The sequence below is a fragment of the Vitreoscilla filiformis genome (assembly GCF_002222655.1).
Classification (GTDB): domain Bacteria; phylum Pseudomonadota; class Gammaproteobacteria; order Burkholderiales; family Burkholderiaceae_C; genus Ideonella; species Ideonella filiformis.
This window is the reverse complement of the sequence record NZ_CP022423.1, coordinates 979,023-1,003,008: the sequence shown is the minus strand read 5'-3', so window position 1 is coordinate 1,003,008 and position 23,986 is coordinate 979,023. Positions and strand designations below refer to the sequence as shown.

Annotated in this window: 21 protein-coding genes; 13 read left to right on the top strand and 8 right to left on the bottom strand. The window is 63.2% G+C overall.

Annotated features, from left to right (window positions below):
• The first annotated feature begins 7 nt into the window (after nucleotides 1-7).
• A complete protein-coding gene (creD, locus tag VITFI_RS04645) occupies nucleotides 8-1,438 on the top strand; it encodes a cell envelope integrity protein CreD (RefSeq protein ID WP_198301620.1) in 1,431 nt (476 codons plus the stop codon).
• On the opposite strand, the gene VITFI_RS04640 is transcribed toward creD, so the two are convergent.
• Nucleotides 1,392-2,300, bottom strand: coding sequence for a Rossmann-like and DUF2520 domain-containing protein (locus VITFI_RS04640; protein WP_198301619.1), 909 nt, complete (start codon nucleotides 2,298-2,300; stop codon nucleotides 1,392-1,394). The genes creD and VITFI_RS04640 overlap by 47 nt on opposite strands.
• A 41-nt stretch (nucleotides 2,301-2,341) precedes the next feature.
• Between VITFI_RS04640 and VITFI_RS04635 the strand changes: the two genes are divergently transcribed.
• The 8 genes from VITFI_RS04635 (at nucleotide 2,342) to VITFI_RS04600 (ending at nucleotide 11,960) form a co-directional block, all read left to right on the top strand.
• On the top strand, nucleotides 2,342-3,559 hold the full coding sequence (locus tag VITFI_RS04635; protein WP_089415999.1) for a metallophosphoesterase family protein: 1,218 nt from the start codon (nucleotides 2,342-2,344) through the stop codon (nucleotides 3,557-3,559).
• 140 nt (nucleotides 3,560-3,699) lie between these two features.
• A complete protein-coding gene (metX, locus tag VITFI_RS04630; protein WP_089415998.1) occupies nucleotides 3,700-4,839 on the top strand; it encodes a homoserine O-succinyltransferase MetX in 1,140 nt (379 codons plus the stop codon).
• Nucleotide 4,840: 1 nt separating this feature from the next.
• Entirely contained in the window at nucleotides 4,841-5,425 is a 585-nt protein-coding gene (gene metW, locus VITFI_RS04625; RefSeq protein WP_089415997.1) for a methionine biosynthesis protein MetW, read from the top strand.
• 256 nt (nucleotides 5,426-5,681) lie between these two features.
• A complete protein-coding gene (locus VITFI_RS04620; protein ID WP_089415996.1) occupies nucleotides 5,682-6,443 on the top strand; it encodes a sulfite exporter TauE/SafE family protein in 762 nt (253 codons plus the stop codon).
• Nucleotides 6,440-7,162 carry a Crp/Fnr family transcriptional regulator gene (locus VITFI_RS04615; RefSeq protein WP_089415995.1) on the top strand — a complete coding sequence of 241 codons (723 nt, stop codon included), beginning with the start codon at nucleotides 6,440-6,442 and terminating at the stop codon, nucleotides 7,160-7,162. Before VITFI_RS04620 ends, VITFI_RS04615 begins: the two co-directional genes overlap by 4 nt.
• Before the next feature lie 95 nt (nucleotides 7,163-7,257).
• Nucleotides 7,258-8,952: a hydroxylamine reductase gene (gene hcp / locus VITFI_RS04610; protein WP_089415994.1), complete on the top strand. Its 1,695-nt coding sequence runs from the start codon at nucleotides 7,258-7,260 to the stop codon at nucleotides 8,950-8,952.
• 19 nt (nucleotides 8,953-8,971) lie between these two features.
• On the top strand, nucleotides 8,972-10,087 hold the full coding sequence (locus VITFI_RS04605; RefSeq protein WP_089415993.1) for a 2Fe-2S iron-sulfur cluster-binding protein: 1,116 nt from the start codon (nucleotides 8,972-8,974) through the stop codon (nucleotides 10,085-10,087).
• A gap of 55 nt (nucleotides 10,088-10,142) precedes the next feature.
• Nucleotides 10,143-11,960 carry a CAP domain-containing protein gene (locus VITFI_RS04600; protein WP_157725566.1) on the top strand — a complete coding sequence of 606 codons (1,818 nt, stop codon included), beginning with the start codon at nucleotides 10,143-10,145 and terminating at the stop codon, nucleotides 11,958-11,960.
• Here VITFI_RS04600 and VITFI_RS04595 read toward each other — a convergent pair.
• The gene (locus VITFI_RS04595; protein ID WP_232476669.1) at nucleotides 11,944-12,423 is read right to left on the bottom strand and encodes an Lrp/AsnC family transcriptional regulator; all 480 of its coding nucleotides are present in this window, start codon (nucleotides 12,421-12,423) and stop codon (nucleotides 11,944-11,946) included. The two genes, VITFI_RS04600 and VITFI_RS04595, sit on opposite strands and share 17 nt — an antisense overlap.
• A gap of 138 nt (nucleotides 12,424-12,561) precedes the next feature.
• On the opposite strand from VITFI_RS04595, the gene glmS reads away from it, so the two are divergent.
• Nucleotides 12,562-14,403: a glutamine--fructose-6-phosphate transaminase (isomerizing) gene (gene glmS / locus VITFI_RS04590; protein ID WP_089415990.1), complete on the top strand. Its 1,842-nt coding sequence runs from the start codon at nucleotides 12,562-12,564 to the stop codon at nucleotides 14,401-14,403.
• A gap of 133 nt (nucleotides 14,404-14,536) precedes the next feature.
• On the opposite strand, the gene VITFI_RS04585 is transcribed toward glmS, so the two are convergent.
• The 4 genes from VITFI_RS04585 to VITFI_RS04570 form a co-directional block, all read right to left on the bottom strand.
• Nucleotides 14,537-16,264 (bottom strand): UvrD-helicase domain-containing protein, encoded by a 1,728-nt coding sequence (locus tag VITFI_RS04585; protein ID WP_089415989.1) that lies wholly within the window; start codon nucleotides 16,262-16,264, stop codon nucleotides 14,537-14,539.
• A gap of 16 nt (nucleotides 16,265-16,280) precedes the next feature.
• Nucleotides 16,281-18,041 carry an ATP-dependent nuclease gene (locus VITFI_RS04580; RefSeq protein ID WP_198301618.1) on the bottom strand — a complete coding sequence of 587 codons (1,761 nt, stop codon included), beginning with the start codon at nucleotides 18,039-18,041 and terminating at the stop codon, nucleotides 16,281-16,283.
• A gap of 198 nt (nucleotides 18,042-18,239) precedes the next feature.
• Nucleotides 18,240-18,821 carry a PIN domain-containing protein gene (locus tag VITFI_RS04575; protein WP_089415987.1) on the bottom strand — a complete coding sequence of 194 codons (582 nt, stop codon included), beginning with the start codon at nucleotides 18,819-18,821 and terminating at the stop codon, nucleotides 18,240-18,242.
• On the bottom strand, nucleotides 18,821-19,291 hold the full coding sequence (locus VITFI_RS04570) for an excisionase family DNA-binding protein (RefSeq protein ID WP_198301617.1): 471 nt from the start codon (nucleotides 19,289-19,291) through the stop codon (nucleotides 18,821-18,823). The genes VITFI_RS04575 and VITFI_RS04570 overlap by 1 nt, the downstream gene beginning before the upstream one ends.
• Nucleotides 19,292-19,456: 165 nt before the next feature.
• Here VITFI_RS04570 and VITFI_RS04565 point away from each other — a divergent pair, with 165 nt between their 5' ends.
• The 3 genes from VITFI_RS04565 (at nucleotide 19,457) to VITFI_RS04555 (ending at nucleotide 20,820) form a co-directional block, all read left to right on the top strand.
• Nucleotides 19,457-20,011 carry a 3'-5' exonuclease family protein gene (locus VITFI_RS04565; protein ID WP_089415986.1) on the top strand — a complete coding sequence of 185 codons (555 nt, stop codon included), beginning with the start codon at nucleotides 19,457-19,459 and terminating at the stop codon, nucleotides 20,009-20,011.
• Between the two features lie 66 nt (nucleotides 20,012-20,077).
• On the top strand, nucleotides 20,078-20,329 hold the full coding sequence (locus tag VITFI_RS04560; protein WP_089415985.1) for a VF530 family protein: 252 nt from the start codon (nucleotides 20,078-20,080) through the stop codon (nucleotides 20,327-20,329).
• Between the two features lie 161 nt (nucleotides 20,330-20,490).
• The gene (locus VITFI_RS04555; protein ID WP_089415984.1) at nucleotides 20,491-20,820 is read left to right on the top strand and encodes a hypothetical protein; all 330 of its coding nucleotides are present in this window, start codon (nucleotides 20,491-20,493) and stop codon (nucleotides 20,818-20,820) included.
• An 11-nt stretch (nucleotides 20,821-20,831) separates the two neighbouring features.
• On the opposite strand, the gene VITFI_RS18875 is transcribed toward VITFI_RS04555, so the two are convergent.
• Together VITFI_RS18875 and VITFI_RS04545 are read right to left on the bottom strand one after the other, a co-directional pair.
• Complete coding sequence (locus VITFI_RS18875; protein WP_089415983.1) at nucleotides 20,832-21,071, bottom strand: 4Fe-4S binding protein; 240 nt, start codon at nucleotides 21,069-21,071, stop codon at nucleotides 20,832-20,834.
• The gene (locus VITFI_RS04545) at nucleotides 21,068-23,905 is read right to left on the bottom strand and encodes a DUF3857 domain-containing protein (RefSeq protein WP_157725565.1); all 2,838 of its coding nucleotides are present in this window, start codon (nucleotides 23,903-23,905) and stop codon (nucleotides 21,068-21,070) included. Before VITFI_RS04545 ends, VITFI_RS18875 begins: the two co-directional genes overlap by 4 nt.
• Between the last annotated feature and the right edge of the window lie 81 nt (nucleotides 23,906-23,986).

The following is a 23,986-nucleotide window of genomic DNA, read 5'->3' as shown; positions in this document are numbered from 1 at the left end:
GGTTGTCATGTTCAAACACCCTTTGTTGGGGAAGCTGCTGGGCATTGGCCTGGTGGCGGTGCTGCTGTCGCTGCTGCTGGCGCGCATCGGTTTTTTGGTGGACGAGCGCAGCGCTCGCCAAGAGGAGGCTGTGCGCAGCGTGCAACGGGCGTCGGCGGGTGAGCAAACCCTCATCGGCCCGCTGTTGCAGCGCCAATGCACCGAAGAATGGACGGCGCGTGATGACAACGGCAAAACCCGCACCGAACGCCGCACTTACGCCGTCGTGGCGCCGCCTTCGGTGTTGGAGGTGTCCAGCCAGTTGACCACCGAGGCGCGTTACCGGGGGCTGTTCAAGGTCAACGGCTACGTCACCCAGTTGACGCTGGAAGTGCAGTGGCGCGATGGTGTCGGGGCGCTGGCGGCGCAAGCGGAGCACCCGGGTGGGCGCCTGAGCTGCCAAGCCCCCACCCTCATGCTGGCGCTGGGGGATGTGCGTGGCGTGCGCGCCGCCCAAGTGAAAACCGTGGCCGACACGGCCAACGGCTCCACCGAATGGGTGGTGCGTCCGGGCACCGGGCACGAGATTTACACCCAGGGTTGGCACGCCGTCGCCCCTGCCACAGCGGGGCCGTTGCACCTGAACATCACCCTGGAGCTGGCCGGCACCGCACGCCTCGCCCTGGTGCCCGTGGCGGAGGACACCCGCTGGCGCCTGCAAGCCAACTGGCCGCACCCCTCCTTCGGCGGACGGTTCTTGCCGGTGGAGCGTGAGATCACGCCTCAGGGGTTCAGCGCCCGTTGGCGTGTTTCGGCATTGGCCAGCTCGGCGTCCACCGAGGTGCGCAAGGGCCAGGCCCTGTGCGCCAGCCCGAGCCCGTCGCGCTATGCCGCCCCCGGCGAAGAAGGCGATGCGCCCGCACCAACGGACAACTGTCTGGACACCCTGACCGTCACCTTCATCGACCCCGTGAATCCCTACATGTTGAGCGACCGGGCGATCAAGTACGGCCTGCTGTTCATCGGCCTGACCTTCATGGCCGTGGCGTTGGCCGAGGTGCTGGGGCGGGAGCGCATCCGCCGGGTGCATCCGATCCAATACGCTTTGGTCGGGCTGGCGCTGACGCTGTTTTTCCTGCTGCTGTTGAGCCTGTCCGAACACCTGTCGTTCGCCTGGGCTTACGCGGTGGCCAGTGCAGCGTGTGTGCTGCTGTTGGGGTTGTACACCGGGCACATGCTGGGCACCTCCCGCGCTGGGCTGGGATTTGGCGCGGGCATGGCCGGGTTGTATGGCCTGGTTTACCTGCTGCTGAACAGCGAGCAGATGGCGCTGGTGATCGGCTCGGTCGGGCTGTTCCTCGCCCTGGGCGCCGTGATGTGGCTGACGCGGCGGGTGGACTGGTACAGCGCCTTCACCCCACCGGGGCGGAAGGATCCCTTGTCACCGCCGGTGGAATAGGCGGCAGCGCGTGGCCCGTCTGCGCCAATCGCTGGGCCAGCGTGCTGAGGGCGCTGTAAGCGGCGCCGAGATCGGCGTCGCGCTGCTGCATCGCTGCGGCCTGGGCGGTCAACACGGCGGTGTCTCCCCGGGCGGCTGGCCCGGTCAGGGCCGCGTGCGGCCCCAGGGCCAAGACGTTGTCCGCCGCCAGGCGCACAAACCGCTGCATCAGGGCCGGGACATGCGCCGACGGCACGCCACTGCCCGCCCATAAACCCTGCGCCACGCTGGCCAACACGGGCAAAAAGTTGCTCGCAAACACGGCGGCCCCGTGGTACAGCGGTTTATCTGAAGCGGCCAACTCAAAACACTGGCCCCCGATGGCGGTGAACGCCCGGTGGGCCAAAGCCACCGCCGGGGCATCCCCCTCCAGCGCGCACACCGTGCCGGGGAATTGCTGGCAGGCCCGCGCTACATCGGCAAAACTCAGCGCCGGATGGGCACTGGCCGCGTGCCATCCCAGCGCTTGCAGTGCGGCCAGTTGGGTCGCCGGTTGAAACCCACTGCAATGCCACACCATGGCAGGCTCAGCCCCGGTATGACGCGCCCAGGCCGCCAGTTCCACCGCCACAGCGGCGATGCGGGTGTCCGGCACGGCCAACAGCCACACATCGGCTGGGGGCAGTTCGGCCAGTGTGGCGACCACGGCCACACCGTCGGCCAGCAGGGCTTGGGCCTGCGCCCGCCGTTGGGCGCCTGGATTGCACAGCGCTTGCAGCCGCAAAGGCCCAGCCCCCTGCTGCCACAGGCGCGCCAGCGTTAAACCGACGCGCCCAGCACCCACCACGTTCAAACGGAAATGTGACGACGAAAAGGGGTTCATGACCGGATTGTCAGATCGCCGCTGCGCCGCACAATCGCTGCATGAACACCATTTTTCGCACAGGGCTGTGCGCGGGCCTCGTGGCACTGGCGCTGTCGGCATGCTCGGGGTGGCACGGTGCGGCGCCCGCAGCAACCCCGGAGGACGATCCCGTGGTGCTGCGTTTCGCCACCGTGGGGGACTCGCGGGCCGATCCACTGCAACCGGGTCAAACAGCGCAGGACGTGCGCTGGGCCCAAAACACCCGGGCGCTGGCGCGCATCCTGCGGGAAGTCAACGACCGCCAAGCGCGCTTGCTGGTGTTCAACGGCGACATGATCATGGGGTACGGCGATGCGCGTGTGCCCGCGCAGCTCCCGGCCACGCCCCAGGCGTACATGGCAGCGGACGTCGCCAAGTTCTACACCCAATACGCTTACTGGCGCGGCATGGTGGCCACGGTGATGGAGGCGGGTACCTACATCGTGCCGGTGCCCGGCAACCATGAGACGCAGTGTTTCCGCAAAATCAACCCCAGTTGTCCGGCCACGCGCCATGGCAAGAACGCCACCCCCGCCAACGAACAAGCGTGGCGGGACAACATGGGAGATTTGATCCTTGATGTGCCGCGCTTCACCGCCATCGTCGGGCAAGCGCCGAGCCACTTCTCAACCGCCCACAACCCGTGCCCCCCGGGCGGGCCTTGCACCGACGGTTTGACCACGGATCAAACCCAACTGTCCTACAGCTTTGATGTGGGGGACAGCCACTTTGCCATCCTCAACACCGATGCCGTGGGGCGCGACGGCCAAGCCCCGCTGCAATGGCTCGGTGCCGATCTGGCCCAAGCCCGGGCACGCGGCGCACGGCAGATGTTTGTGTTCGGCCACCGCCCCGCCTACACCTACCGCTTCCAAGGCGCAGATCCCCACGACCACCCGGGCATGGATGCCGATCCCGCCATGGCCGACGCCTTCTGGTCGCTGATCGAACAGCACGGGGCCACGTACTTCAGCGGTCACCAGCACATTTTCAACGTCATGCAACCCCGTGGACGGGCGTGGCAGGTGCTGGTGGGATCGGGCGGCTCGCCCTTCGACGCCGCCCCGCACCCCGCCTTGGCCACCGATCGGATGTACGCCTACGCCCTGGTGCAGGTGCGGCGCAGCGGGGCGGTGGAACTGGAAGCCATCGGCTTCCCGGACGACTTCGGGCCTTCGCGTTCGTTGTGGCGGGCGCGTTTGGCGGTGCCATTTCAAGTAACATCGCCCCCCTCATGAGCGCCGATTTGTTCCGGATTGCGGGCGCTTCACCAAAAAAATGCAGCTAAAGAGGGACGCCTGCCCAAAGTCAACATGCTGAAGCCCGGTGTCCGCATCTTTCTAGCGGAACCGGGTTTTTTGTTTTGGAGAACGGACACATGGCTTCGGTCGGCGCGGTCACCCCGCAGCAGATGCACTTTGCCGAGCCGCTGCCGCTGCAAAGCGGCGCGAGTTTGCGCGACTACACCCTCGTTTACGAAACCTACGGCACCCTCAATGCGGACCGCTCCAACGCGGTGCTGGTGTGCCACGCCTTGAACGCCTCGCACCACGTCGCCGGGCATTACGCCGGCCAACCGAAAAGCGATGGCTGGTGGGACAACCTCGTCGGCCCCGGCAAGGCATTAGACACGGATCACTTCTTCGTCATCGGCATCAACAACCCCGGTTCGTGTTTTGGCTCGACCGGCCCGATGCACACGAATCCAGACACTGGCCGCCCTTACGGCGCCGATTTTCCTGTGGTGACGGTGGAAGATTGGGTCGATGCGCAAGCACGCTTGATCAAGCGCCTGGGCATCACCCAACTGGCCGCCGTGCTGGGCGGCTCGCTGGGCGGCATGCAAGCCCTGGCCTGGACGCTGCGTTACCCCGAACGCCTGCGCCATTGCGTGGCCGTGGCCACCACGCCCAGCCTCTCGGCGCAAAACATCGCGTTCAACGAGGTGGCGCGGCGCGCCATCGTCACCGACCCGGATTTCCACGGCGGCCACTTTTACGCCCACGGCGTGGTGCCCAAGCGTGGCCTGCGCGTGGCACGCATGATCGGCCACATCACCTACCTGAGCGACGACTCAATGGAGGAGAAGTTCGGGCGTGAGCGCAAGTCTGACTCGGAAGAACTGAACTACTCGACCCAGGACATCGAGTTCCAAATCGAAAGTTACCTGCGCTACCAGGGCGACAAGTTCAGCGAGTACTTTGACGCCAACACCTACCTGCTGATCACCCGTGCGTTGGATTACTTTGACCCGGCCCGCGCCCACGGCGGCGATTTGGCGCGTGCGTTTGCGGTGGCCAAAGGCAAAAAATTCCAACTGGTGAGCTTCACCACGGATTGGCGGTTTTCGCCGGCGCGCTCACGCGAGATCGTCAAAGCCTTGGTGGACAACCAGATCGACGTGAGTTACGCCGAGATCGACGCGCCCCACGGCCACGATGCGTTTTTGCTGGACGACCCGCGCTACCACGGTGTGATGCGCGCCTACTTTGAGCGCATCGCCCAGGAGGAGGTTTGAAATGACCGACCACGACAACCTGCACGCCATCGCCAGCCTGGTGCCCGAAGGCTCGCGTGTGCTCGACCTGGGCTGTGGCACCGGCGAGCTGCTGGCGCACTTGCAACGCGACCGGGGCTGCACCGGCTACGGCATCGAACTCGACGACGCCAACGTGTTGGCCTGTACGCGCAAGGGGGTGAACGTCATCCAGCTCAACTTGGAGGAGGGGCTGAACCTGTTCGCGGATCAGAGTTTCGACGTGGTGCTGCAACTCGAAACCCTGCAACACCTGCGCAACGCCGAACGCATGTTGCTGGAGACGGCCCGTGTGGGGCGCATTGGCATCGTCAGTTTTCCGAACTTCGCGCACTGGCCCAACCGGCTTTCGGTGCTGCGTGGCCGCATGCCCGTGACCAAAGCCCTGCCCTACGAGTGGTATGACACGCCCAACATCCGCGTCGGCACTTTCGCAGACTTTGAGGTGTTGGCACGCAAAAACGGCTTGGACGTGCTGGACCGCTTCGGTTTGCAAGATGGGCGCATTGTGCGGCGCTGGCCGAATCTGCTGGCCAATGTGGCGGTGTTCAAGTTTGAGCGCCGTTAGGGCGCTGGCGGTGCTTGGATATTACTTAGTATCTTACGTACATGGGTTAGCACTGATGCTGTACTGGGTCGGATGCCGTTACAGTGCGCGCACTTTCAGCGCAGCACCACAAGGGTGCATGACTGAAGGAGGCCGAGGAGACAACCCGGGCCAATAATGACAACTCTAACTCGCCCAGACTGGCCCAAGCCAGCGACGATGTGACAATGGAAAAGGCGCCAGCACCCGCTGGCGCCTTTTTCTTTTGTGCGCGTGCATGTGGGATGTGTTGATCGTGGCCCTGGCCTCCGGGCTGGCAGGGTTTGTGGATGCCATCGTGGGCGGTGGCGGGTTGATCCTGCTGCCAGCGTTGTTCGCGGTGTACCCGAATGCCCCGCCGGCCTCGCTCATGGGCACCAACAAAGGGGGAGCGGTGTGGGGCACGGCATGGGCGGCGCGTCAGTACGCCCAGCGTGTGGACATGCCTTGGCACGCCCTGCTGCCCGCCGTAGCGATGGCGCTGCTGGGCAGTTTTGGCGGCGCTTGGCTGCTGACCTTGGTCAGCCCCGAGGGCTTGCGCAAAGCGCTGCCGTTCGTGCTCGCCATCATCTTCGTCTACACCCTGCTGAAAAAGGATCTGGGCCAGCAGCACGCGCCGCGTTACAGCGGTCGAACCGAAGGGCTGGCCGCTGGCGCCATCGGTTTGGCGGTCGGGTTTTATGACGGCTTTTTCGGCCCCGGCACCGGCAGTTTTTTCGTCTTTTTGTTCGTGCGCGGGCTGGGGTATGACTTTTTGCACGCCTCCGCCGCCGCCAAACTGCTCAACACCGCCACCAATGTGGCAGCACTGGCACTGTTCAGTTGGAAGGGCCACGTCTGGTGGCAGATGGCCCTGGTGCTGGGCGCCGCCAACGTGGTGGGCAGCCTGCTGGGGACGCGCTTGGCCCTGCGACATGGGTCGGGGTTTGTCCGCTGGGTGTTCATGGCGGTGGTGGGGGCGCTTATCCTGAAGTCTGCCCACGGTGCTTTCTTCGCATGAACCCCACCCTGACCTCCCCCGACGCCCCCACCTCGCCCGATGCCACGCAGGCCCAGCGCATCCTGAGCCATTTGCCGCTGTTCCAATCGGCCACGCCGGCGCAGTTGGCCACGCTGGCCAGCCACGTCACCCAACACCGGCTGGACAAAGGCGCGCTGCTGTTCCAACGCGGCGACGCGGCCACCGGCTTTTTCATCGTGGTGTATGGGCAGATTAAGCTGTTCATGCTGTCGCCGCAGGGCCAAGAGAAGGTGGTGGAGATCATCCACCCGAGCCAGAGTTTGGGCGAGGCGGTGATGTTCCTCGGCAAACCCTATCCGGTGAGCGCGGAGGCGCTGCAAGACGCTTTGTTGCTGCGCCTCGAACGCAGCGCCGTGGACGCCTTGCTCGACACCGACCCCGGTTTCGCCCGCCGCATGTTGGCCGGTTTGTCCCTCAAACTGCACTCGCTGCTGAAGGACGTGGACACCTACTCGCAGCGCTCCAGCACCCAGCGCGTCATCGGTTATTTCCTCCAACAGTGCGAGGAAGTGCCCGACGCCGAACCGGTGGCGCTGGATTTGCCCGTGGCCAAACAGGTGATCGCCTCCCGTTTGAATTTGACGCCGGAATCGCTCTCCCGCTCGCTGGCGGAATTAAGCCGGGCCGGGCTGATCGAAGTGCAAGGGCGCACCATCGTCATTGCTTCGTTGCAACGGCTGCGCGAACACACACCTTGAGCGCGCCTCGAATCGCTTGATTGCACTCAAGGCAGGGTTAGCGGGGGAATTCTTAGGCTTCGGGCCATTCCAGATTGCCTCGGAGAAGCCCTCTCATGTTCTGTTATCAGTGTGAACAAACCGCCCGCACCGACACTTCTTCCGGCTGCTCGTCGCAGCGCGGCATGTGCGGCAAAGACGCCACCACGTCCGATCTGCAAGACCTGCTGATCCACGCCGCCAAGGGCATCGGCCAGTACGCCAAGCGGGCGCGTGCCCTGGGTGCGCCGGACGTGGAAGCAGATCGTTTCCTGCTCTACGCGCTGTTCACCACGCTGACCAACGTCAACTTCAACGCCACCCGGTTTGTGAGCCTGCTGCAACAGGCCGCCCAGGTGCGTGACGCCGCCAAGGCGCGTTACCTCGCCGCCGCGCAAGCCGCTGGCCAAACCCCCGAGGTGCTGGGCGGTGCCGCTGGCTGGCAACCCGCCGCCGACCAAGCGGGTTTGCTGAAACAAGCCGCCGCCGTGGGCATCAACGCCGGCATCGAGCTGGTGGGCGCGGACGTCATTGGCCTGCGCTCGCTCATTCTTTACGGGCTGAAGGGGGTCGCGGCCTACGCACACCACGCCCAAGTGCTGGGCCAAGAGCGTGACGAGGTGTTCGCCGGCGTGGAAAGCGCGCTGGACTTCCTCGCCTCCGACCCCACCGACGTGCCCGCCCTGCTGCAACAAGCCTTGGCGCTGGGCACGCTCAACCTCGGCGTGATGGAAATGCTGGACGCCGCCAACACCGGCACCTTCGGCGCCCAAGTACCGACGCAGGTGAAAGTGACGCCGGTGGCCGGCAAGGCCATCTTGGTGTCGGGCCACGATCTGGGCGATCTGGCGGCGCTGCTGGAGCAGACGAAGGACAGCGGCATCCACATCTACACCCACGGTGAGATGCTGCCCGCGCACGCCTATCCGAAGCTCAAGGCTTACCGGCATCTGGCCGGCAACTACGGTGGCGCCTGGCAAGACCAGCAGCGCGATTTCGCCAACTTCCCCGGCCCGGTGCTGATGACCTCGAACTGCATCATCGAGCCGCAAGCCAGCTACCGCCAACGCATCTTCACCACCGGGCCGGTGGGCTGGCCGGGCGTGCGCCATCTGGAACACCACCAGTTCGGCCCGCTGATCCAGGCCGCCAAGGCGTTGCCGGGTTTCAAGGAAGACGCGCAGCCGGCTAAAACCATCACCGTTGGTTTCGGGCGGGATGCGGTGCTGGGCGTGGCCGGGCCGGTGATCGATGCGATCAAGGCCGGCGCCATCCGCCACTTCTTCCTGATCGGCGGCTGTGACGGCGCCGTGCCGGGCCGCAACTACTACACCGAGTTCGCCGAAAAAGCGCCGCAGGACACGGTGATCCTCACCCTGGGCTGCAACAAGTACCGTTTCAACCAGATGGAGTTTGGTGACATCGGCGGCATCCCGCGCCTGCTGGACATCGGCCAGTGCAACGACGCCTTCTCCGCCATCAAGATTGCCAGCGCGCTGGCCGATGCCTTCAACTGCGGGGTGAACGATTTGCCGCTGTCGCTCATCGTGTCCTGGTTCGAGCAGAAGGCGGCCGCCGTGCTGCTGACGCTGCTGGCGCTGGGCATCAAGAACATCCGCCTGGGCCCGACCTTGCCGGCTTTCCTCACCCCGAATCTGGTGAACGTGCTGGTGGCCGAGTTTGGTTTGAAGCCCATCGGTGAAGCCGAAGCCGACATCGCCGACGCGATGGCCCCGCGCCGCACGGTGAAGATCGAAGCCGTGCCGGCCTGAGCCCCGAAGGAACGAGCCGATGGACTGCGCCGCCCTGACCGAAACGCCCCCACTGCGCGCCCAACTGCGCACGCAAGACGGGTTGACGTTTGACGTGCCCTGCCACGCCCAGCAAACCCTGCTGGATGCCGCCGAAGCCGCCGGCCTGCGCCTGAACGCGCAGTGCCGCCAAGGCAGTTGCGGCGCTTGCCACGCGCAGGTGCTGTCGGGCGCTTATGTGTTGGGCGAGCACAGCCCGTCGGCCTTGCCCAAGGGAGCCGGTGCGGTGCTGCTGTGCCGCACCACGCTGCAAAGCGATGCGCAAGTGGCCTTGCCCTACGGCAGCGAGCGCGTGGGCCGGGGCGCGCTGCCGCAGCACACCGCCGAGGTGGCCGAGTTGGCGCGGGATGGCGAGCACGTCATGCGCCTGGTGCTGCGCCTGCTGCCGGACGAGCCGGACGGTGCCGCCGTGGCTGAGTTCGAGCCTGGCCAGTTCGTTGAGCTGGAACTGCCGCCCGCCGTGGCCGTGGCCGCTGGGCTGGCGGGCCAGCGCCGCGCCTACTCGCTGGCCAACACCGGCAACTGGGAGGGACGGCTGGAGCTGCTGGTGCGCCTACATCCACAAGGACGCTTTGCCAACTGGCTGGTACACACCGCGCAGGTCGGTGACCGGTTAACGGTGCATGGCCCGCAAGGCGCCTTCGGTCTGAAGGAAAACGGCTTGCGCCCGCGCTGGTTCGTTGCCGGCGGAACGGGGTTGGCGCCGATGCTGTCGATGCTGCGGCGCATGGCCGAGTTTGGCGAGCCACACCCGGCACGGTTGTTTTTCGGCGTGAACACCGAGGCCGAGCTGTTCGGCGAGGAACTGCTGGCCGAGCTGCAAGGCACGCTGCCGCAACTGGCGGTGCAGCGTTGCGTGTGGCGCGCTGGGGCCGATTGGCCCGGTTTTGCCGGCTCGGTGGTGGACGCGCTGCGCGCCGCCCTGGCCGAACGGCTCGCCCAAGCCGGCAGCGATGCGGCGCAAGTGGCTTGGCCGGATGTTTACCTGTGTGGCCCTGCCGGGATGGTGGAGGCGGTGCAAGCGGTGGCAGCGGAGGTGGGCGTGCCAGCCAACCAAATGGAGGCGGAACGGTTTACGGTGGCGTCGGGCAATTGACGCTCACCGCATCCCCCCCGATGATGGTTCGGTTTTGTCAACCCGCAGGAAATCGATGTTCCGCCATCACACCATCGCACTGACGGTCATGCTCATGGGCACCTGGGCCGCCATCCCCTCGGCCTGGGCCGACGCGCCGCAAGCAGTTGAGCCCGTTCGCCACTTGGGCAAAGCCCCCCGCCTGAAAACCCCCTTGCCCCCCGAGCTGGATCAAGCCCGCACCGACGCCCCCGAGCTGAGTGAAGCCGCCGGTCTCTCGATCGACACCAGCCGACGCGAGGACGTGCGCAATTTCTACAACGCCGTTTACCAAGCCTCCGAGAACATCCCCTCGGCTTGGACGGGCAACATCGCCGCATGTCAAGCCGGTGTCGTGTCCTCGACCTACCGTTCTGCGGTGCTGCGGCGGATCAACTACTACCGGGCCATGGCCGGGATGCCCGCCAACGTCGTGCTCTACTCGACGGTGGTGCCATATAACCAAGCCGGCGCCCTGCTGATGAGCGCCAACAGCTCATTGAGCCACTTCCCGCCTTCGTCGTGGTCGTGCTACACCGCCAATGGCGCCAACGCAGCCGGCAACTCGAACATCGCCCTGGGCATGGCCGGCGCCGATGCCGTGGACGGCTACATCGTTGACGATGGCTCGGGCAACACCGCCGCTGGCCACCGCCGCTGGATTTTGTACCCGCCGCTGTACCGCGTCGGCACCGGCGACGTGACCCCGAGCAGCTCCTACAGCGCCGCCAACACCCTCTGGGTGCTGGGCTCAACCATGCTCAGCACCCGCCCGAGCACCACCCGCGAGTACATCGCTTGGCCACCCGCCGGCTACATGCCCAAGCCGCTGGTGCCGACGCGCTGGTCGTTCGGCTATCCGGGGGCGGATTTCAGCAACGCCACCGTGAGCATGAGCAGCAACGGCACCAGCGTGAGTGTGAGCAAAGAGTCCCTGGCCAACGGTTATGGGGACAACACCCTCGTCTGGCAAGCCAACCTCAGTTCCACCCTGGGCACCAACGATACCGCCTACAGCGTGGTGGTGGACAACGTGGTGATCAACGGTACAGCCCGCCGCTTCGAGTACACCACCACGGTGTTCGATCCGGCCCAATACGGCAGCGACACTGTGTTGCCCAACCTCACCGGCCCCACAACGCTGAAGGTGGCTCAAGCGGGATCGTTCACGGCGCAAGCGGTGTCCAAAGCCGGGGGTTACCAGTGGCGAGCCCTGCGTGCCGTCAACGATTTTGGCAACCGCATCAACGGCGCTGAAACCGGCATGGGCGATCTGGTGGCCAAGCCCACCCCCGGCTACATCGTGGCCAGCAGCGACACGGCTGCCAGCGGCAGCAAGTCCTACCACCTGGCGCAGGAAAACGGCACGCCTCAGGCCATCGTCTTCACCAAAACCTTCGTGCCCACCAGCACTTCGGTGCTGAAATTCGCCAGCCGCTTGGGTTGGGCCACCAGCTTCCAAACAGCGCGGGTGCAAGTTTCGATCGACGACGGCAATACCTGGCAAGACGTCTACACCCAAGACGGCACCGGCGGCAGTGGTGAATCCCGTTTCACCACCCGCAGCGTGAGCCTGAGCAGTTACGCCAACCGCCAGATCCAAATCCGGTTCTATTACGGATCGACTTGGTCGTTCTTCCCGCAGACCAGCAGCGGGATGGGTTGGTATGTGGACGACATCCAGCTCACCAGCACCCTGCGCGTGGCCTCGACCACCGATCCGGTCAAGAGCACCCGCACCTTCTCGTTCACACCGAGCGCAACGGGCACCTACTTCTTGGCCGCACGCGCACTGGCCTTCGGTGGCTACCCGCTGGAATGGGGTACCTGGAAGCAGGTCAAGGTGACGAACTGATCGGTGCCACCTTCGGGGCAAACTTGCCCCGTTTCACCGAGAAAAAACTCTTGACGTTGCGCACGTTGGCGTCTTGGGTGAACAGGCGGTGGGTGAGGGCGTGAAACGCTGGCATGTCCGCCACCCACACCACCAAGATGAAGTCCGGGCCGGGCGAGACGCGCCAGCATTGCTGCACCGCGTCTTGCGCCACCGCCCGGGCTTCGAACGCATCGAGGTGTTCGGCGCCTTGCCGATCCAGTGTCACTTCGCACAATGCGTGCAGCCCTTGCCCGGCCAGGCGCGGGGCCAGCAGCACCGTGAAACGCTCAATCACCCCCAGCTCACGCAGCCGCTTGACGCGCCGCAGCGCCGTCGCGGGGGACACATGCGCCGCATCCGCCAGCGCTTGGTTGGTGAGGCTGGCGTCGTCTTGCAGCAGTTCGAGCAGGCGCCAGTCCAGCGCGTCTAAAGAATCTTCCACGATGGTTTTCTCAATGAAAGATTCATTCGAACACCTCATAGGATGGATGAATCTTTCTTTTCTGAATTGATTTTGCAAGCCTAGATCATCGGCCTGCGCCTAGGATGCGCCATCCTGTTTCAGAAAGCGAGCGTTTTCATGTGCGGCATCGTCGGTGCGGTCAGTCAACACAACATCGTTCCCATCTTGGTGCAAGGCTTGCAGCGGCTGGAATACCGAGGGTATGACTCCTGCGGCGTAGCCGTGCATCAAGCCGGCGAGCTGCGCCGCAGCCGTTCCACCGCCCGCGTGGCCGAGCTGCGCCAGCAGATCGACACCGATGGCGTGGTCAGCGGCACCGGCATCGCCCACACGCGCTGGGCCACGCACGGTGCGCCAGCGGTTCACAACGCTCACCCGCACTTTTCCAGCGGACGCATTGCGCTGGTTCACAACGGCATCATCGAAAACCACGACGAGCTGCGTGCCGAGCTGCAAGCCAAGGGGTATGTGTTCGAGAGCCAGACGGACACCGAAGTCATCGCCCACCTCATCGCCCATCTGTACGACGGTGATTTGTACGACGCAGTGCAGCGTGCCACCTTGCAGCTTCAGGGCGCGTACGCCATCGCCGTGTTCTCCCGCGACGAGCCGCAGCGCGTGGTGGGGGCGCGTGAGGGCTCGCCGCTCATCCTGGGCGTGGGCTTGCCGGAGGACGGCGGCGCCAACTATTTGGCCTCGGACGCGATGGCGCTGGCAGGGGTGACGGATCGCATCGTCTACCTCGAAGAAGGCGATGTGGTGGACGTGCAACTGGGCAAGTTCTGGATCAGCGCCCGGCAGGCCGATGGGCGGTTTCAGCCGGTGCAGCGCGAGGTCAAAATTGTGCATGCCCACACGGGCGCGGCTGAATTGGGGCCGTATCGCCACTACATGCAGAAGGAAATTTTTGAGCAGCCGCGTGCCATCTCGGACACGCTCGAAGGGGTGGAAGGGATCACGCCCGAGTTGTTTGGCGATAGCGCTTACCGCATCTTCAAAGAGATTGACCGGGTGCTGATCTTGGCGTGTGGCACGAGTTATTACTCGGGTTCGACGGCCAAATATTGGTTAGAAAGCATCGCCAAAATTCCGACGAGTGTGGAGATTGCCAGCGAGTACCGTTACCGCGACAGCGTGCCCGATCCGCGCACACTGGTGGTGACGATCAGCCAAAGCGGCGAAACGGCGGACACGCTGGCCGCCCTCAAACATGCCCGCAGTTTGGGCATGACGCACACGCTGACCATTTGCAACGTGGCCACCAGTGCGATGGTGCGCGAGTGTGAGTTGGCCTACATCACCCGCGCTGGGGTGGAAGTCGGGGTGGCGAGCACCAAGGCGTTCACGACGCAGTTGGCGGGGCTGTTTTTGTTGACGCTGGCGCTGGCGCAGGTGCGCGGCACGGTGTCTGCCGAAGCGGAAGCGATGCATCTGAAGGCCATGCGCCATTTGCCGGTGGCCTTGCAGGCGGTGTTGGCGCTGGAGCCGCAGGTGGTGGCGTGGGCGGAGGCGTTTGCACGCAAGGAAAACGCGCTGTTTTTGGGGCGTGGGTTGCACTATCCGATTGCGCTGGAAGGGGCGTTGAAGCTGAAGGAAATCAGCTACATCCACGCGGAAGCTTACCCGGCTGGGGAGTTGAAACACGGCCCGCTGGCGCTGGTGACGAGCGACATGCCGGTGGTGACGGTGGCGCCGAACGATGCGCTGCTGGAAAAGCTCAAGAGCAATTTGCAGGAAGTGCGGGCGCGGGGCGGTGAGCTGTTTGTGTTTGCGGATGCGGATACGCGCATCGAAAACAGCGAGGGCGTGCATGTGATCCGGATGCCGGAGCATTACGGGGCGCTCTCACCGATTTTGCATGTGGTGCCGTTGCAGTTGTTGGCGTATCACACGGCGTGTGCGCGGGGGACGGATGTGGATAAGCCTCGGAATTTGGCTAAGAGTGTGACGGTGGAGTGAGGCGTGCTCGCTGACATTTAGCCCGATCTCGGCCGTTGAGCTGCATCTGGTGGATAGGTGCTGCTGAGGCGGCTGGTGCGCGCCCTGTTACGTGCAGAGCTTGATTCTGAACGTAAAAGGGTGCGTCACACTCCTATCCAACAATTTCCTTGAAACCTTTAGCTACCAGCGTGGGTTTGAGTTCTTTTAGCGCACTGTGTGGCACAGCTACCCACAGTAGGTCTCGCGCGCGGGTTGCTGCGACGTAGCCGATTCGGCCGTCCTCTGTCCTGACTCCGTTCAGCAGGGCGAGAGCATGTTGCTTGGTTGTGATGTACAGAACCGCATCTAGGCTTTCTCCCTTCGCCTTGTGCACAGTGTCAATACGCAGGTTCGTGGCATCGCTATTTTCCAAGTCTTTGGTACTGGCCAGTGGCACGTTAGGCAGCTTCTTGTTGGCCAGCTTATTGCCGAGGTTGGCGCCCTGTTTGAGGTTGAACCGAGTTTCTAGGCCGTTCAATAAGGCCCTGACGCGTGCCAGCAACTGGGTGTGCCATTGCGTGTCAGCCACCAGGGACGAAGATGGTAGGCCGGTAGCCGGGTCACGGGTGAAAGCCCAGATGACCTTGCGCAGCTCCCGGCCGATCGGGTCGCTTGAGGGTTGCGTGATCTGGTGCACCAATCCGGGGGGAGCCTTGTCCAGCAGCGCAACGACCGCGATAGCTACGCGGTGGAAAGCGCCCAGAAAATCCTTGCGTCGGTCTCGCAGCACAGCGGCAGCGGCGAATGCCTTGACCAGACCTTGACCCACCGATGCTTCGTCACCACGCAGTGTTCCCGCCAGCTTCTTGGCGCGGCACAAGACGGCGGATCGTTTAATGTTCGCGCCAGCAGCCGACATGGCCTCCTGGAATCTTGTGATGAGCTGGGAATATTGATCGTGCTTGTAGCTTGTGAAGAAGGCACCATGAAGTGTGTCGGGAGCTAGGCGTTCAGGCTTGTCACGGCGGTTGCATAGACCATTGGCCACATCCACGAGGCCAGGGAGCGATCTGAAGTTTTTCTCCAGGGAGTGCAACTGGACTCCCTCGCGCTGGTGGTAGTTGGTGAGGAACTTGCCATCTGCGCCCGCAAATTCATAGATGCCTTGATTGGGGTCGCCGATCAGCGTTACACACGAACCGGCGCCAATCAGAAGCTCCAAGATGGCCTGATGAACTGACCCTATATCCTGAGCCTCGTCGATGACGAGGTGCGGGTAGCGTCGCGCCAGTGCCGCGAGCAGTTTGGGCTGTTCCTTCAGGGTTCGATACGCCCAATAGCGCCCGAGGTCATGGGTGTAAGCACCTGTTCGGCCCAACCTTGCGATAAGGTTGCGTGCGATTGATGCGTCAACGGTCTCCTTTTGTTCGTTGAACTCGTGGAAGAAAACAGCTTTGCCATTCTCAACTGACAGTTTCAGCGCTTTGATCGACCGCGGAAACGAAGATGTCGGGAATTTGAAGTTCGCGTTCTCCAGGAAGGCTTCATCACCGGTCACGAGGAAGGGAGCCCGCTCGGTCTTCATGCTTCGGTGGCTATGTGAGCGGACGATGTGGGTGGTGATGAACCCATCCAACGTGTCGATGTCGACCCGGGATTGGCCGGCGCTGGACGGTAAGCCGTTAGCCAAGTCGGCATAGGCCTTTCGAAAAGTGTCGACGGCAACGTTGGAGAAAGACAGCAGTGCCACGCGGCCTCGTGACGCGCCGAGGTTACGGCGCATTCGCACTAGACGGTGAACTGCCGTCTTGGTCTTACCGCTACCAGCGCAAGCTATGACGCACAGCGGCACCATTGGCGCATCAACAACATTTTGCTGTTCGGGAGTGAGGTAGCTCATGACGTCTGCTCCACCGTTACTTGCAGACGTGCTCGATAGCTGTCTGAATGTAAGCAGGCACCTTGAAGGCGACGGTTTTGTCTGAGATGACCTGTGCTAACGATTGGGCGAAGCTACCCTTCTGGACGTTGTTTTGCTCGCGTTCGAACATGCCACAGAACAGAGCCTTGGCCTGGGCTGCATCACCGATCTCAGCAGCAACGGTGGCCGTCAAAGACTTTGCAATTCGTGGATGCAGTTCTTTCAGCGCTTCGAGCATGGCCGTGCGATTGCTTGGTTCCAGGGCTAGGTCGTACTCGAAGGTTTTTAGACCATGGAACACCTTGACGTAGCTATCCTCACGGGCCTTCATCTTGACTGTGTTGGCTGAGGCAGTGATGGTGTCCCCTAGGGCAGGGTAGGCCGGTTTGGCACTCTCGTTTTCCTCGTCGTCAGGGCTCACTGTCGTGGTGGGTGTGACCTTGGGCTCTACGGGGTCAGCATCGGTTAGGACTGCCACCGGAATCTTCAGTGCGTTTTCACCGAAGAGGGGTAGGAACGAATCGAAGTTCAGGCCTTCAACACTGATCAGGCTCACACCACGCTGGCGCAGGTTGTAACCCAGGCGCTGGGCCATAGCGTCAACCATCATGAGTTCGGCCGCTCCCTCGACGAAGATGACTCGACGGGCAAAAAAAAGCTCGGCACGCGTCACATCTAGATAGCGTTCTAGCTTTTCTCTCTTGCCTTTTTCGAAGGTAACAGTGCGAGGAAAGAAGGTTTTAATCCCCATATCCGTTTCGACCAGACACACCAAGCTGTTTAGGTCGGCGATGCTGGCGAAGTTCGGTGAGTGGCTGGTCACAAAGAGCTGGACAGGTTTTTCGCCGTCGACGGTCTGAAGGGATTGGAGGTACTTCAGCAGCACTGCTTGGAGCTGGGGATGCAGATGTGCCTCAGGCTCCTCGACTATGAGGCCCCGGTAGCAGGACTCTGTGTTTTTGGTCAGCTCGCTCAGTACGACAGCCATGTAAATCAGGTTATTGAAACCTAACCCGTTTTGCTCGATGTCGAAGGCATCTACGACCAACGACAAGCGAGACTTCAAGCTCTTGAAATCGCTAGCGCTCAGGCCAACTTCCAAGGGCTGCGCGAGCTGCTCGCCGAGCATTTTGTTGTGACGGGTGGCGATGGCTGTATGGGTTCGGACAATGGGCGGGTGCTGCTTCAGCTTTTGGTCGAGATCCTGTAGGGCCGCATCAATGCCTTTGATGCCGGCCTCTTCCGCCAGCAACTGAAGGAGTCGTGCAAGTTGACTGGTTCTGCCCGGTTTGAGACCTTGCGATGCATCACGCAGCGGAGGCAGGTAGACGCCTCTGAGGTTCTCCATCATGTCTGAAGTGAGGCTGACATCCTCATGCTCGCCACACCATCGCTTGGCGCGCAGGCGACCGCCCTTGTCAGGATCCGAGTAGCGAATCTTGATATGTGCTTCGAGCTTGCCAGTCGAGTCAGGCACGAGGGCGGCTAGAAAGTCTGCTTCATCGTCGGGGTCGAGTTCTCGGAACACGTATTCGAAGACGATGTCACCGGAAGGGGTGCCGCCCTTGGGGCGATGAATGTCCTCTTCACCGAGACGCGGGTAAGGCTCGTCGTGACCGGCCAGCAGGGCACGCAAGGCGTCCACTACCGCTGTTTTACCCACGTTGTTGCCACCGACCAAGACGTTCAGTCCAGCTTGGAATGACAGTTCCACATGCTGGAGTTTTCGGAAGTTCTTAATGACCAGTTTGGCCAAGTGCATTGTTATTCCCCTTGCTGTTTGGTGAGCTGAACCGCCCCTGGCCTCGTCGAGGTTGTTGGTTTAGCGGCTACGTCATAACGTTTTATTCATCGGCGAACTGATGATAGCTGCCCACTTTAATTGCGGTAGGCGGTGTGTGACTCAGTGGACAGTTCATTCCCGGGGCGGCAGTTCGCTGAGAACGGCATCGACTCAAATCAACTCCGCCGCCTCCCGCAGCCGCTCAGCCGTGCGCACCAACCCATTGCGCTCCAGCGCATCAGCAAACGCCAGCGGTGTGTATTCCGGCCGCCGCAACCGCTCCCGCTGCGCCTTGAAGGCGCCCAGCACGGCGATCTGATCCAGATCCATCTGCGCGACCAGGAACTCGTCTGGATGAATCGCCTTCAAGCCGAACGGCTCCAGCGCATCGGCTGGAAAGTCGCGCAGGTTGGCTGTCACGATGCAGTCGGCGTGCCCGGCAATCGCGGCGGCGAGCACATGCACATCGTCTGGATCTGGCAGCGTCAAGCTGGGCACCAGGCGTGCCCAGGCGGCCTCGGGCACTTCCCAGTCCAGCACCGCCTCGCGCATCGCATCCCGGCGGCTGTTGAAGGCACCTGGCCCACGCCCCGTCTTGGCTTCCAAGTTGCGCATCCACTCACCTTCGATGCGCTGCGTCCATTTGACCGCGTACACGCCAGCGAAAGAGACGCTCATGAGCGAATCACACACCGCAACGGGGAAAAGCACACACGCATCCAACAGCGCCGTGTAACGCGCAGGCCCGGCCATCAGTAATCCAACCCCATCTCACGCGCCTCATCCGCCATGCGTTCCAGCGCCCTTTGCTGGCGGGCGCGTACCTTCTGGGCATACGCCACCAAGTCCTCGAACGCAATGCGCCGATGGGTGCCCACCATGCGGTGCGGCAGATTCCCGGCCTCGATTTCTTTGATGACGAAAGGCCGGGAGACGTTGAGGTAGTGGGCCGCCTCCACCGTGGTGAGTTCCTGCTTCTTGGGAACGTAGGTGATGGGCCGACCCTCGCTCATCGCACCAAGCACCTGGGCGATGACCCGCAAGGCACCCGGCGGCACCTGAATCACCGGCTGCTGCCCGTCGTCACTCTCCAGCGTGATGGAGGCGGCGCGGGAGTGATCCAGCGCGCCCATGATGCAGCGCTGCGCTGCACGGGCCATCTCGGCTTCCTCGGGAGAGAGCCGGGGCTGGCGCAACTGGCCGTCCTTCTCGGCGATTGCCATTTTCTTGCTCCTTGCCTGCACTTTGACGCGGCGCCGCCTCTCATAAGAGACGACGCGGATGATTCGGAACTGTAGTTCACAAGTGCAACAAACGAAATAAGTGCAGTTTTTGCAAAATGTGCATGCTCGCTTAACCTCTTGTGCTCATTCACGAGGGAGACATCAATGCCCGAGCTCTACATCAGCACCGACGTGGAAACCGACGGCCCCATCCCCGGCCCGCACTCCATGCTGAGCTTCGGCTCGGCCGCCTACACCGCCGACAAGCAACTGATCGCCACCTTCTCCGCCAACCTGCACACCCTGGAAGGCGCCAGCGCCCACCCGGCCACTGCGCAGTGGTGGGCCACCCAGCCCGAGGCCTGGGCCGCTTGCCGCCAGAACCTGCAAGAGCCCGAAACCGCCATGCGCGCCTACGTGGCCTGGCTCAAGGGCTTGAAGGGCAAGCCGGTGTTCGTGGCCTACCCAGCCGGTTTCGATTTCCTGTTCGTGTACTGGTACTTGATGCGCTTCGTGGGCGAAAGCCCCTTCAGCCACTCAGCCCTGGACATGAAAACCTACGCCATGGCCCTGCTCAAAACCGGCTACCGCGACAGCACCAAACGCCACATGCCCCGCGATTGGTTCGACCCACACCCCCACACCCACGTCGCGCTGGACGATGCCATCGAGCAAGGGGCGCTGTTCTGCAACATGCTGCGCGCCAACCTCGGGCGCTGAGCCGGGCGGCGGCTTGCGCTGCGAGTAAGCTGCCAGCCCTTCTGCCGTTGACCACCCACCCCACCCGTGCCCGACCAATCCCGCCTCCAATCCAACAACCCGCTCCACGGCGCCACCCTGCAACACATCGTCGAATGCTTGGCCGAGCACCATGGCTGGGCCGAGCTGGGCCGCATCGTGCCCATTCGCTGCTTCACGCATGAGCCCAGCGTGTCCTCCAGCCTGAAGTTCCTGCGCCGCACACCCTGGGCACGGGCCAAGGTGGAAGCGCTGTATGTCGAAACCTGGTGGCGCGATCGCAGCCCAGATGCACGGTGAGACCCGCAGACGCCCACAGTCCCTGAAAATTCACTTAAAAAATACCGCCGGGTGAAATATTCACCTCCCACCAGGTGGTGGAGATACAACAAGCACCCGATCGGTTCCGAGGGCCATGGTAAATCCTTCAAAATCTTGCTTTTTGCGTCACGAGGCCCAAAATGCAACTGAAATACTGGACATTATTCGCCGCCATCAGCTTCACACCTTACGCTATTTCTGGGGCACATCCGGAGCTGGAAAGTGGCATTATCAAAGCCATGCAATGCCATGCTCAAAAGAATAACCTGCCCAACCTCGATTTTTCCGTCGAAAACATCGAAGTCACCGATGGCAAACTGATCGCCCAACTGGCTCAAACCGACAAAACCTCCCAAAAGAAAGAATATTTCATTTTGGAAGGCACTGTTCAAGCGCAAAAACTGGCCAGTTTGAAAATCACGGACGAGGTAGAAGGCTCCAAGTCCGTGAGCGCAGCGTGCATCCCGTGAGATGGCTCACTTCAGGGGTTTGAAGAACACCCCGCCTGCATTCGAATGACGCCAAACGGGCAACGCCGCGCGCACAAAGCGCAGCCCGTACACAGCTCGGGCGCGTGCAACGTCGAGGTTTTGCGCCAGCGCACCACCTCCAGCGTCAGCAACCGATCCGGGCAACTGCTGACGCACCAACCACAACCCGTGCAGCGTGCCGCATCAATCACTGGCCGGGCACGCGCAGGGCGAGGCGCTGGCACACTCATCGGGCACGAGAGTGCAAACGATCCAGCGACCGCCGCGCCAGCGGAAACTCCACAAACTCCGTCACCCGCGTCTGAAGCACTTGCTGGAACAGCCGTTGCGCACTGCGCGTGTCCCCCTCAATGGCGCGCAGTTCCCCCAGGTAGTAGGCCAGCTCGCACAGGCGCCCAGGCGCCAGATCTTTGCGCTGCTGTGCCGCCCGGCGTGCTTGGGCTTCGCTGATCTCACCGCGCAACGCCTTCATCAAAGGCATGGGCCAGTCACCATCACCGAGTGAACCCAGGGTCGCGTCCGGCTGACCCAAGCGGCGTTGGCTCAGGTACTGCCAAATCATCGCGTAACCCCGGTTCGGTTCGGGCATGTGCTGCACGGCCAGCCCAAAATCGTCCCGCGCTTCGGCGTAGCGCCCCAGCTCGTAATGCGCCCGGCCACGTGTCATGCGGGCCCAGTAAGCCAGCGGATTGGCTTGCAACACCCGATCAGCATGGGCCAGCGCTTCTTCCTGACGCCCGCGCAAATTGGCGTTCAGTGCCGCCGTCTCCAACGTGTCCGTGTCGTCAGGCGACAGCGCCAGCGACTGCGCCAACGCCTGCGCCGCCTCCTCCTCACGCCCCAAACTGTTGAGCTGCACCGCCCGCCGCGCCAACAAACGGGCACGCGGTTGGGCGGGCAAGCGCTGGCTGTCCAGTTGCGCATCGAACACCAGCAACTGCACCGCAGCGGCCACCTGCATCTGCGTGGCCAGGGGGCTGCGCCGCTGCTTCACCTCCGCCAACAAACGCTCGGCCTTCTGCCCCAACAGCGTGGCCTGCGTCGGCGCCACCGTGTTGATCGACACCATCCCCGAAAAACGCGGCCACAGTTTCAACAAGCCATCCCGGTAGGCGCTCCACGCCGCCGCTGGCACGGCCTCGGCGGTCACTTGCACATCGCCCTCAATTTCGGCCACACGCGAGGTCAAACGGTGGGCCCAGCGCACATGCAGGAAATCGTTTCGATCCTCGCCTTGGTTGGCAATCGGGCTGAGCACGTCCTCCGGAAACTCCAGCCGCAGCGTGTGGCGATACTGTCCCGCCGGCGACAGTTGCAGCGCCCGGCTGCGCAACGATGGGTCTGGCAACCGCAACGCCATCATCAAACTGGGCAACACCATGTCACCGCGCAGCAGTTTGTCGTCGTGCAGTTTGAAATAATTTTCGAGCACAAAATTCAGTTTCACATCCACGGCGTTGTGCCCGGCCACTTCCTCCAATTCGATCGGCCCTTGCAAAACCGCCCCTGGATAGTTACGCGCATACTCCCCAGCAATGAATCGCTCCAAATCGGCCCGGTTTTCTCCGGCATGCATCACCCGCACCGATTCGGCCATTTCACCGTGGTAACGCCACGTCACGGCCAATTGTGGATCTTGGGCGAAGGAGACAAAACGCAGTACGTCCTGCGCCATCATGCGGGGCGTTTGGCGAGCGTCGGGCAGTTCGATGAGAGTGGTGGCGTCCGCCTGTGCGAGCAACCCACGCCCCAAGCCCAGGCTGGCGCGTTCGGCCAAGGGGCCCGTCTGCTGGCTGCGGGTGGGGTCGAGCACCCAACGCTGCCCAGCAGCATGCACCTGCACCACCACATGGTTGAATGCAAGCGGTGTCGGGGGCTCGGTGGCCACATCATGCCGCTGGGTCAGCGACACCAGCACCGGCACCGCCGCCACACCCAGATGCCGCAGCAGCGCCAGGCTGAGGGACACTTTGTCCTTGCAGTCCCCAAAACGCTGGCTCAGAACGCGCTCGGGGGGCGCCGGCAGGTGGCTGCCAATGCCCACCTCCGTGCCGAAATACCGGATTTGCCCCTGCACAAAATCGAGGACAGCGGCCACGGTGTGTTCAGGGGTGTCACGACGCAACAACTCGGCTTGTTGCTGCACCGCCGCTGCCAGCGGTGCTTGCTGCGCGCTGGCAAAGAGCTGCTCGGCCCAACGGGCCACGGCGGCCCAGTCGGTGAATTGGCTGACGTCGATCTGTTCATCGGCGTAGGCACTGCTCGGCGCATTGGCCTCCCAGCCCAGCACCGGCACGTTGCGGCGCTCTAACGTGGTGTCGATCCACGCCCCCTGAACGTCGCGGCGCAGCGTGTAGCGTGCCGGGTCGAAACGCCAGTTCAGCGCCGGCCCATCGGCAGGGCTGAGCACGCGATAACGCACCCAAGCCAACGGCCCACGCGGTGTGGCGCTCCACTCCTGCTCCACAAACCGCCCAGCGAACACCGGATTGCTCCCGACCAAGGAGTAAGCCAGCTCCAAACGATCCCCGACACGCACATCGTCCTGGATGATGGAGGCGGTCAGGCGGCCATCGTAAATTTGCTGCTCCAACTGGGTTTCGCGCTGGAGCATCTGCACTTTGAGGCGCGGCAGGTGGTCGATGCGCTGGCCCTGACGCCACACGGCGAAGCGGTGAATCTGCAATTGCTGGAAGCTGGGATCAAACTCGATTTCCCATTGCGCCCCACGCTCCAGCCCAGCGCGTTCTTGGACACGGCGGATTTCATGGTGGTAATGCGCCTCACCCGCCCCCGGGGCCAGTTGCACCTGATGGTCTTGTGCCAAGAGTTGCAGTGCAGCGGGGGTGATGGGCAGGGCATCCACCTCATCGAGCCGCACCTCGCGCACCCAGGAAGGCCGTGGCGTCAGGCGGTACGACGCGGCGGCGCGTTCATCACGCCGGGCAGGCTGTGGGAGCACCACATCCACACCCCCCAGAGGCTGCGCCCCAATGGGCAAGGACATCGACAGGCCGGCCACCAACAGGCCCAGCCACGGGGAAAAGAGTCGGGGGAGGCTCAAGGTCTTGGCTCGACACACAAAAAGGCGCCTATGTTATGGGCAGTCCCACGCCAGGGGTGCCCCCACAGGCCGTTGACCCGG

Excerpts from the sequence above, each read along its gene's own strand:
- creD (WP_198301620.1), top strand. The coding sequence starts at position 8 with ATGTTCAAACACCCTTTGTTGGGGAAGCTGCTGGGCATTGGCCTGGTG.
- VITFI_RS04640 (WP_198301619.1), bottom strand. The coding sequence starts at position 2,300 with ATGAACCCCTTTTCGTCGTCACATTTCCGTTTGAACGTGGTGGGTGCT.
- VITFI_RS04635 (WP_089415999.1), top strand. The coding sequence starts at position 2,342 with ATGAACACCATTTTTCGCACAGGGCTGTGCGCGGGCCTCGTGGCACTG.
- metX (WP_089415998.1), top strand. The coding sequence starts at position 3,700 with ATGGCTTCGGTCGGCGCGGTCACCCCGCAGCAGATGCACTTTGCCGAG.
- metW (WP_089415997.1), top strand. The coding sequence starts at position 4,841 with ATGACCGACCACGACAACCTGCACGCCATCGCCAGCCTGGTGCCCGAA.
- VITFI_RS04620 (WP_089415996.1), top strand. The coding sequence starts at position 5,682 with ATGTGGGATGTGTTGATCGTGGCCCTGGCCTCCGGGCTGGCAGGGTTT.
- VITFI_RS04615 (WP_089415995.1), top strand. The coding sequence starts at position 6,440 with ATGAACCCCACCCTGACCTCCCCCGACGCCCCCACCTCGCCCGATGCC.
- hcp (WP_089415994.1), top strand. The coding sequence starts at position 7,258 with ATGTTCTGTTATCAGTGTGAACAAACCGCCCGCACCGACACTTCTTCC.
- VITFI_RS04605 (WP_089415993.1), top strand. The coding sequence starts at position 8,972 with ATGGACTGCGCCGCCCTGACCGAAACGCCCCCACTGCGCGCCCAACTG.
- VITFI_RS04600 (WP_157725566.1), top strand. The coding sequence starts at position 10,143 with ATGTTCCGCCATCACACCATCGCACTGACGGTCATGCTCATGGGCACC.
- glmS (WP_089415990.1), top strand. The coding sequence starts at position 12,562 with ATGTGCGGCATCGTCGGTGCGGTCAGTCAACACAACATCGTTCCCATC.
- VITFI_RS04585 (WP_089415989.1), bottom strand. The coding sequence starts at position 16,264 with ATGAGCTACCTCACTCCCGAACAGCAAAATGTTGTTGATGCGCCAATG.
- VITFI_RS04575 (WP_089415987.1), bottom strand. The coding sequence starts at position 18,821 with ATGGCCGGGCCTGCGCGTTACACGGCGCTGTTGGATGCGTGTGTGCTT.
- VITFI_RS04570 (WP_198301617.1), bottom strand. The coding sequence starts at position 19,291 with ATGGCAATCGCCGAGAAGGACGGCCAGTTGCGCCAGCCCCGGCTCTCT.
- VITFI_RS04565 (WP_089415986.1), top strand. The coding sequence starts at position 19,457 with ATGCCCGAGCTCTACATCAGCACCGACGTGGAAACCGACGGCCCCATC.
- VITFI_RS04555 (WP_089415984.1), top strand. The coding sequence starts at position 20,491 with ATGCAACTGAAATACTGGACATTATTCGCCGCCATCAGCTTCACACCT.
- VITFI_RS18875 (WP_089415983.1), bottom strand. The coding sequence starts at position 21,071 with ATGAGTGTGCCAGCGCCTCGCCCTGCGCGTGCCCGGCCAGTGATTGAT.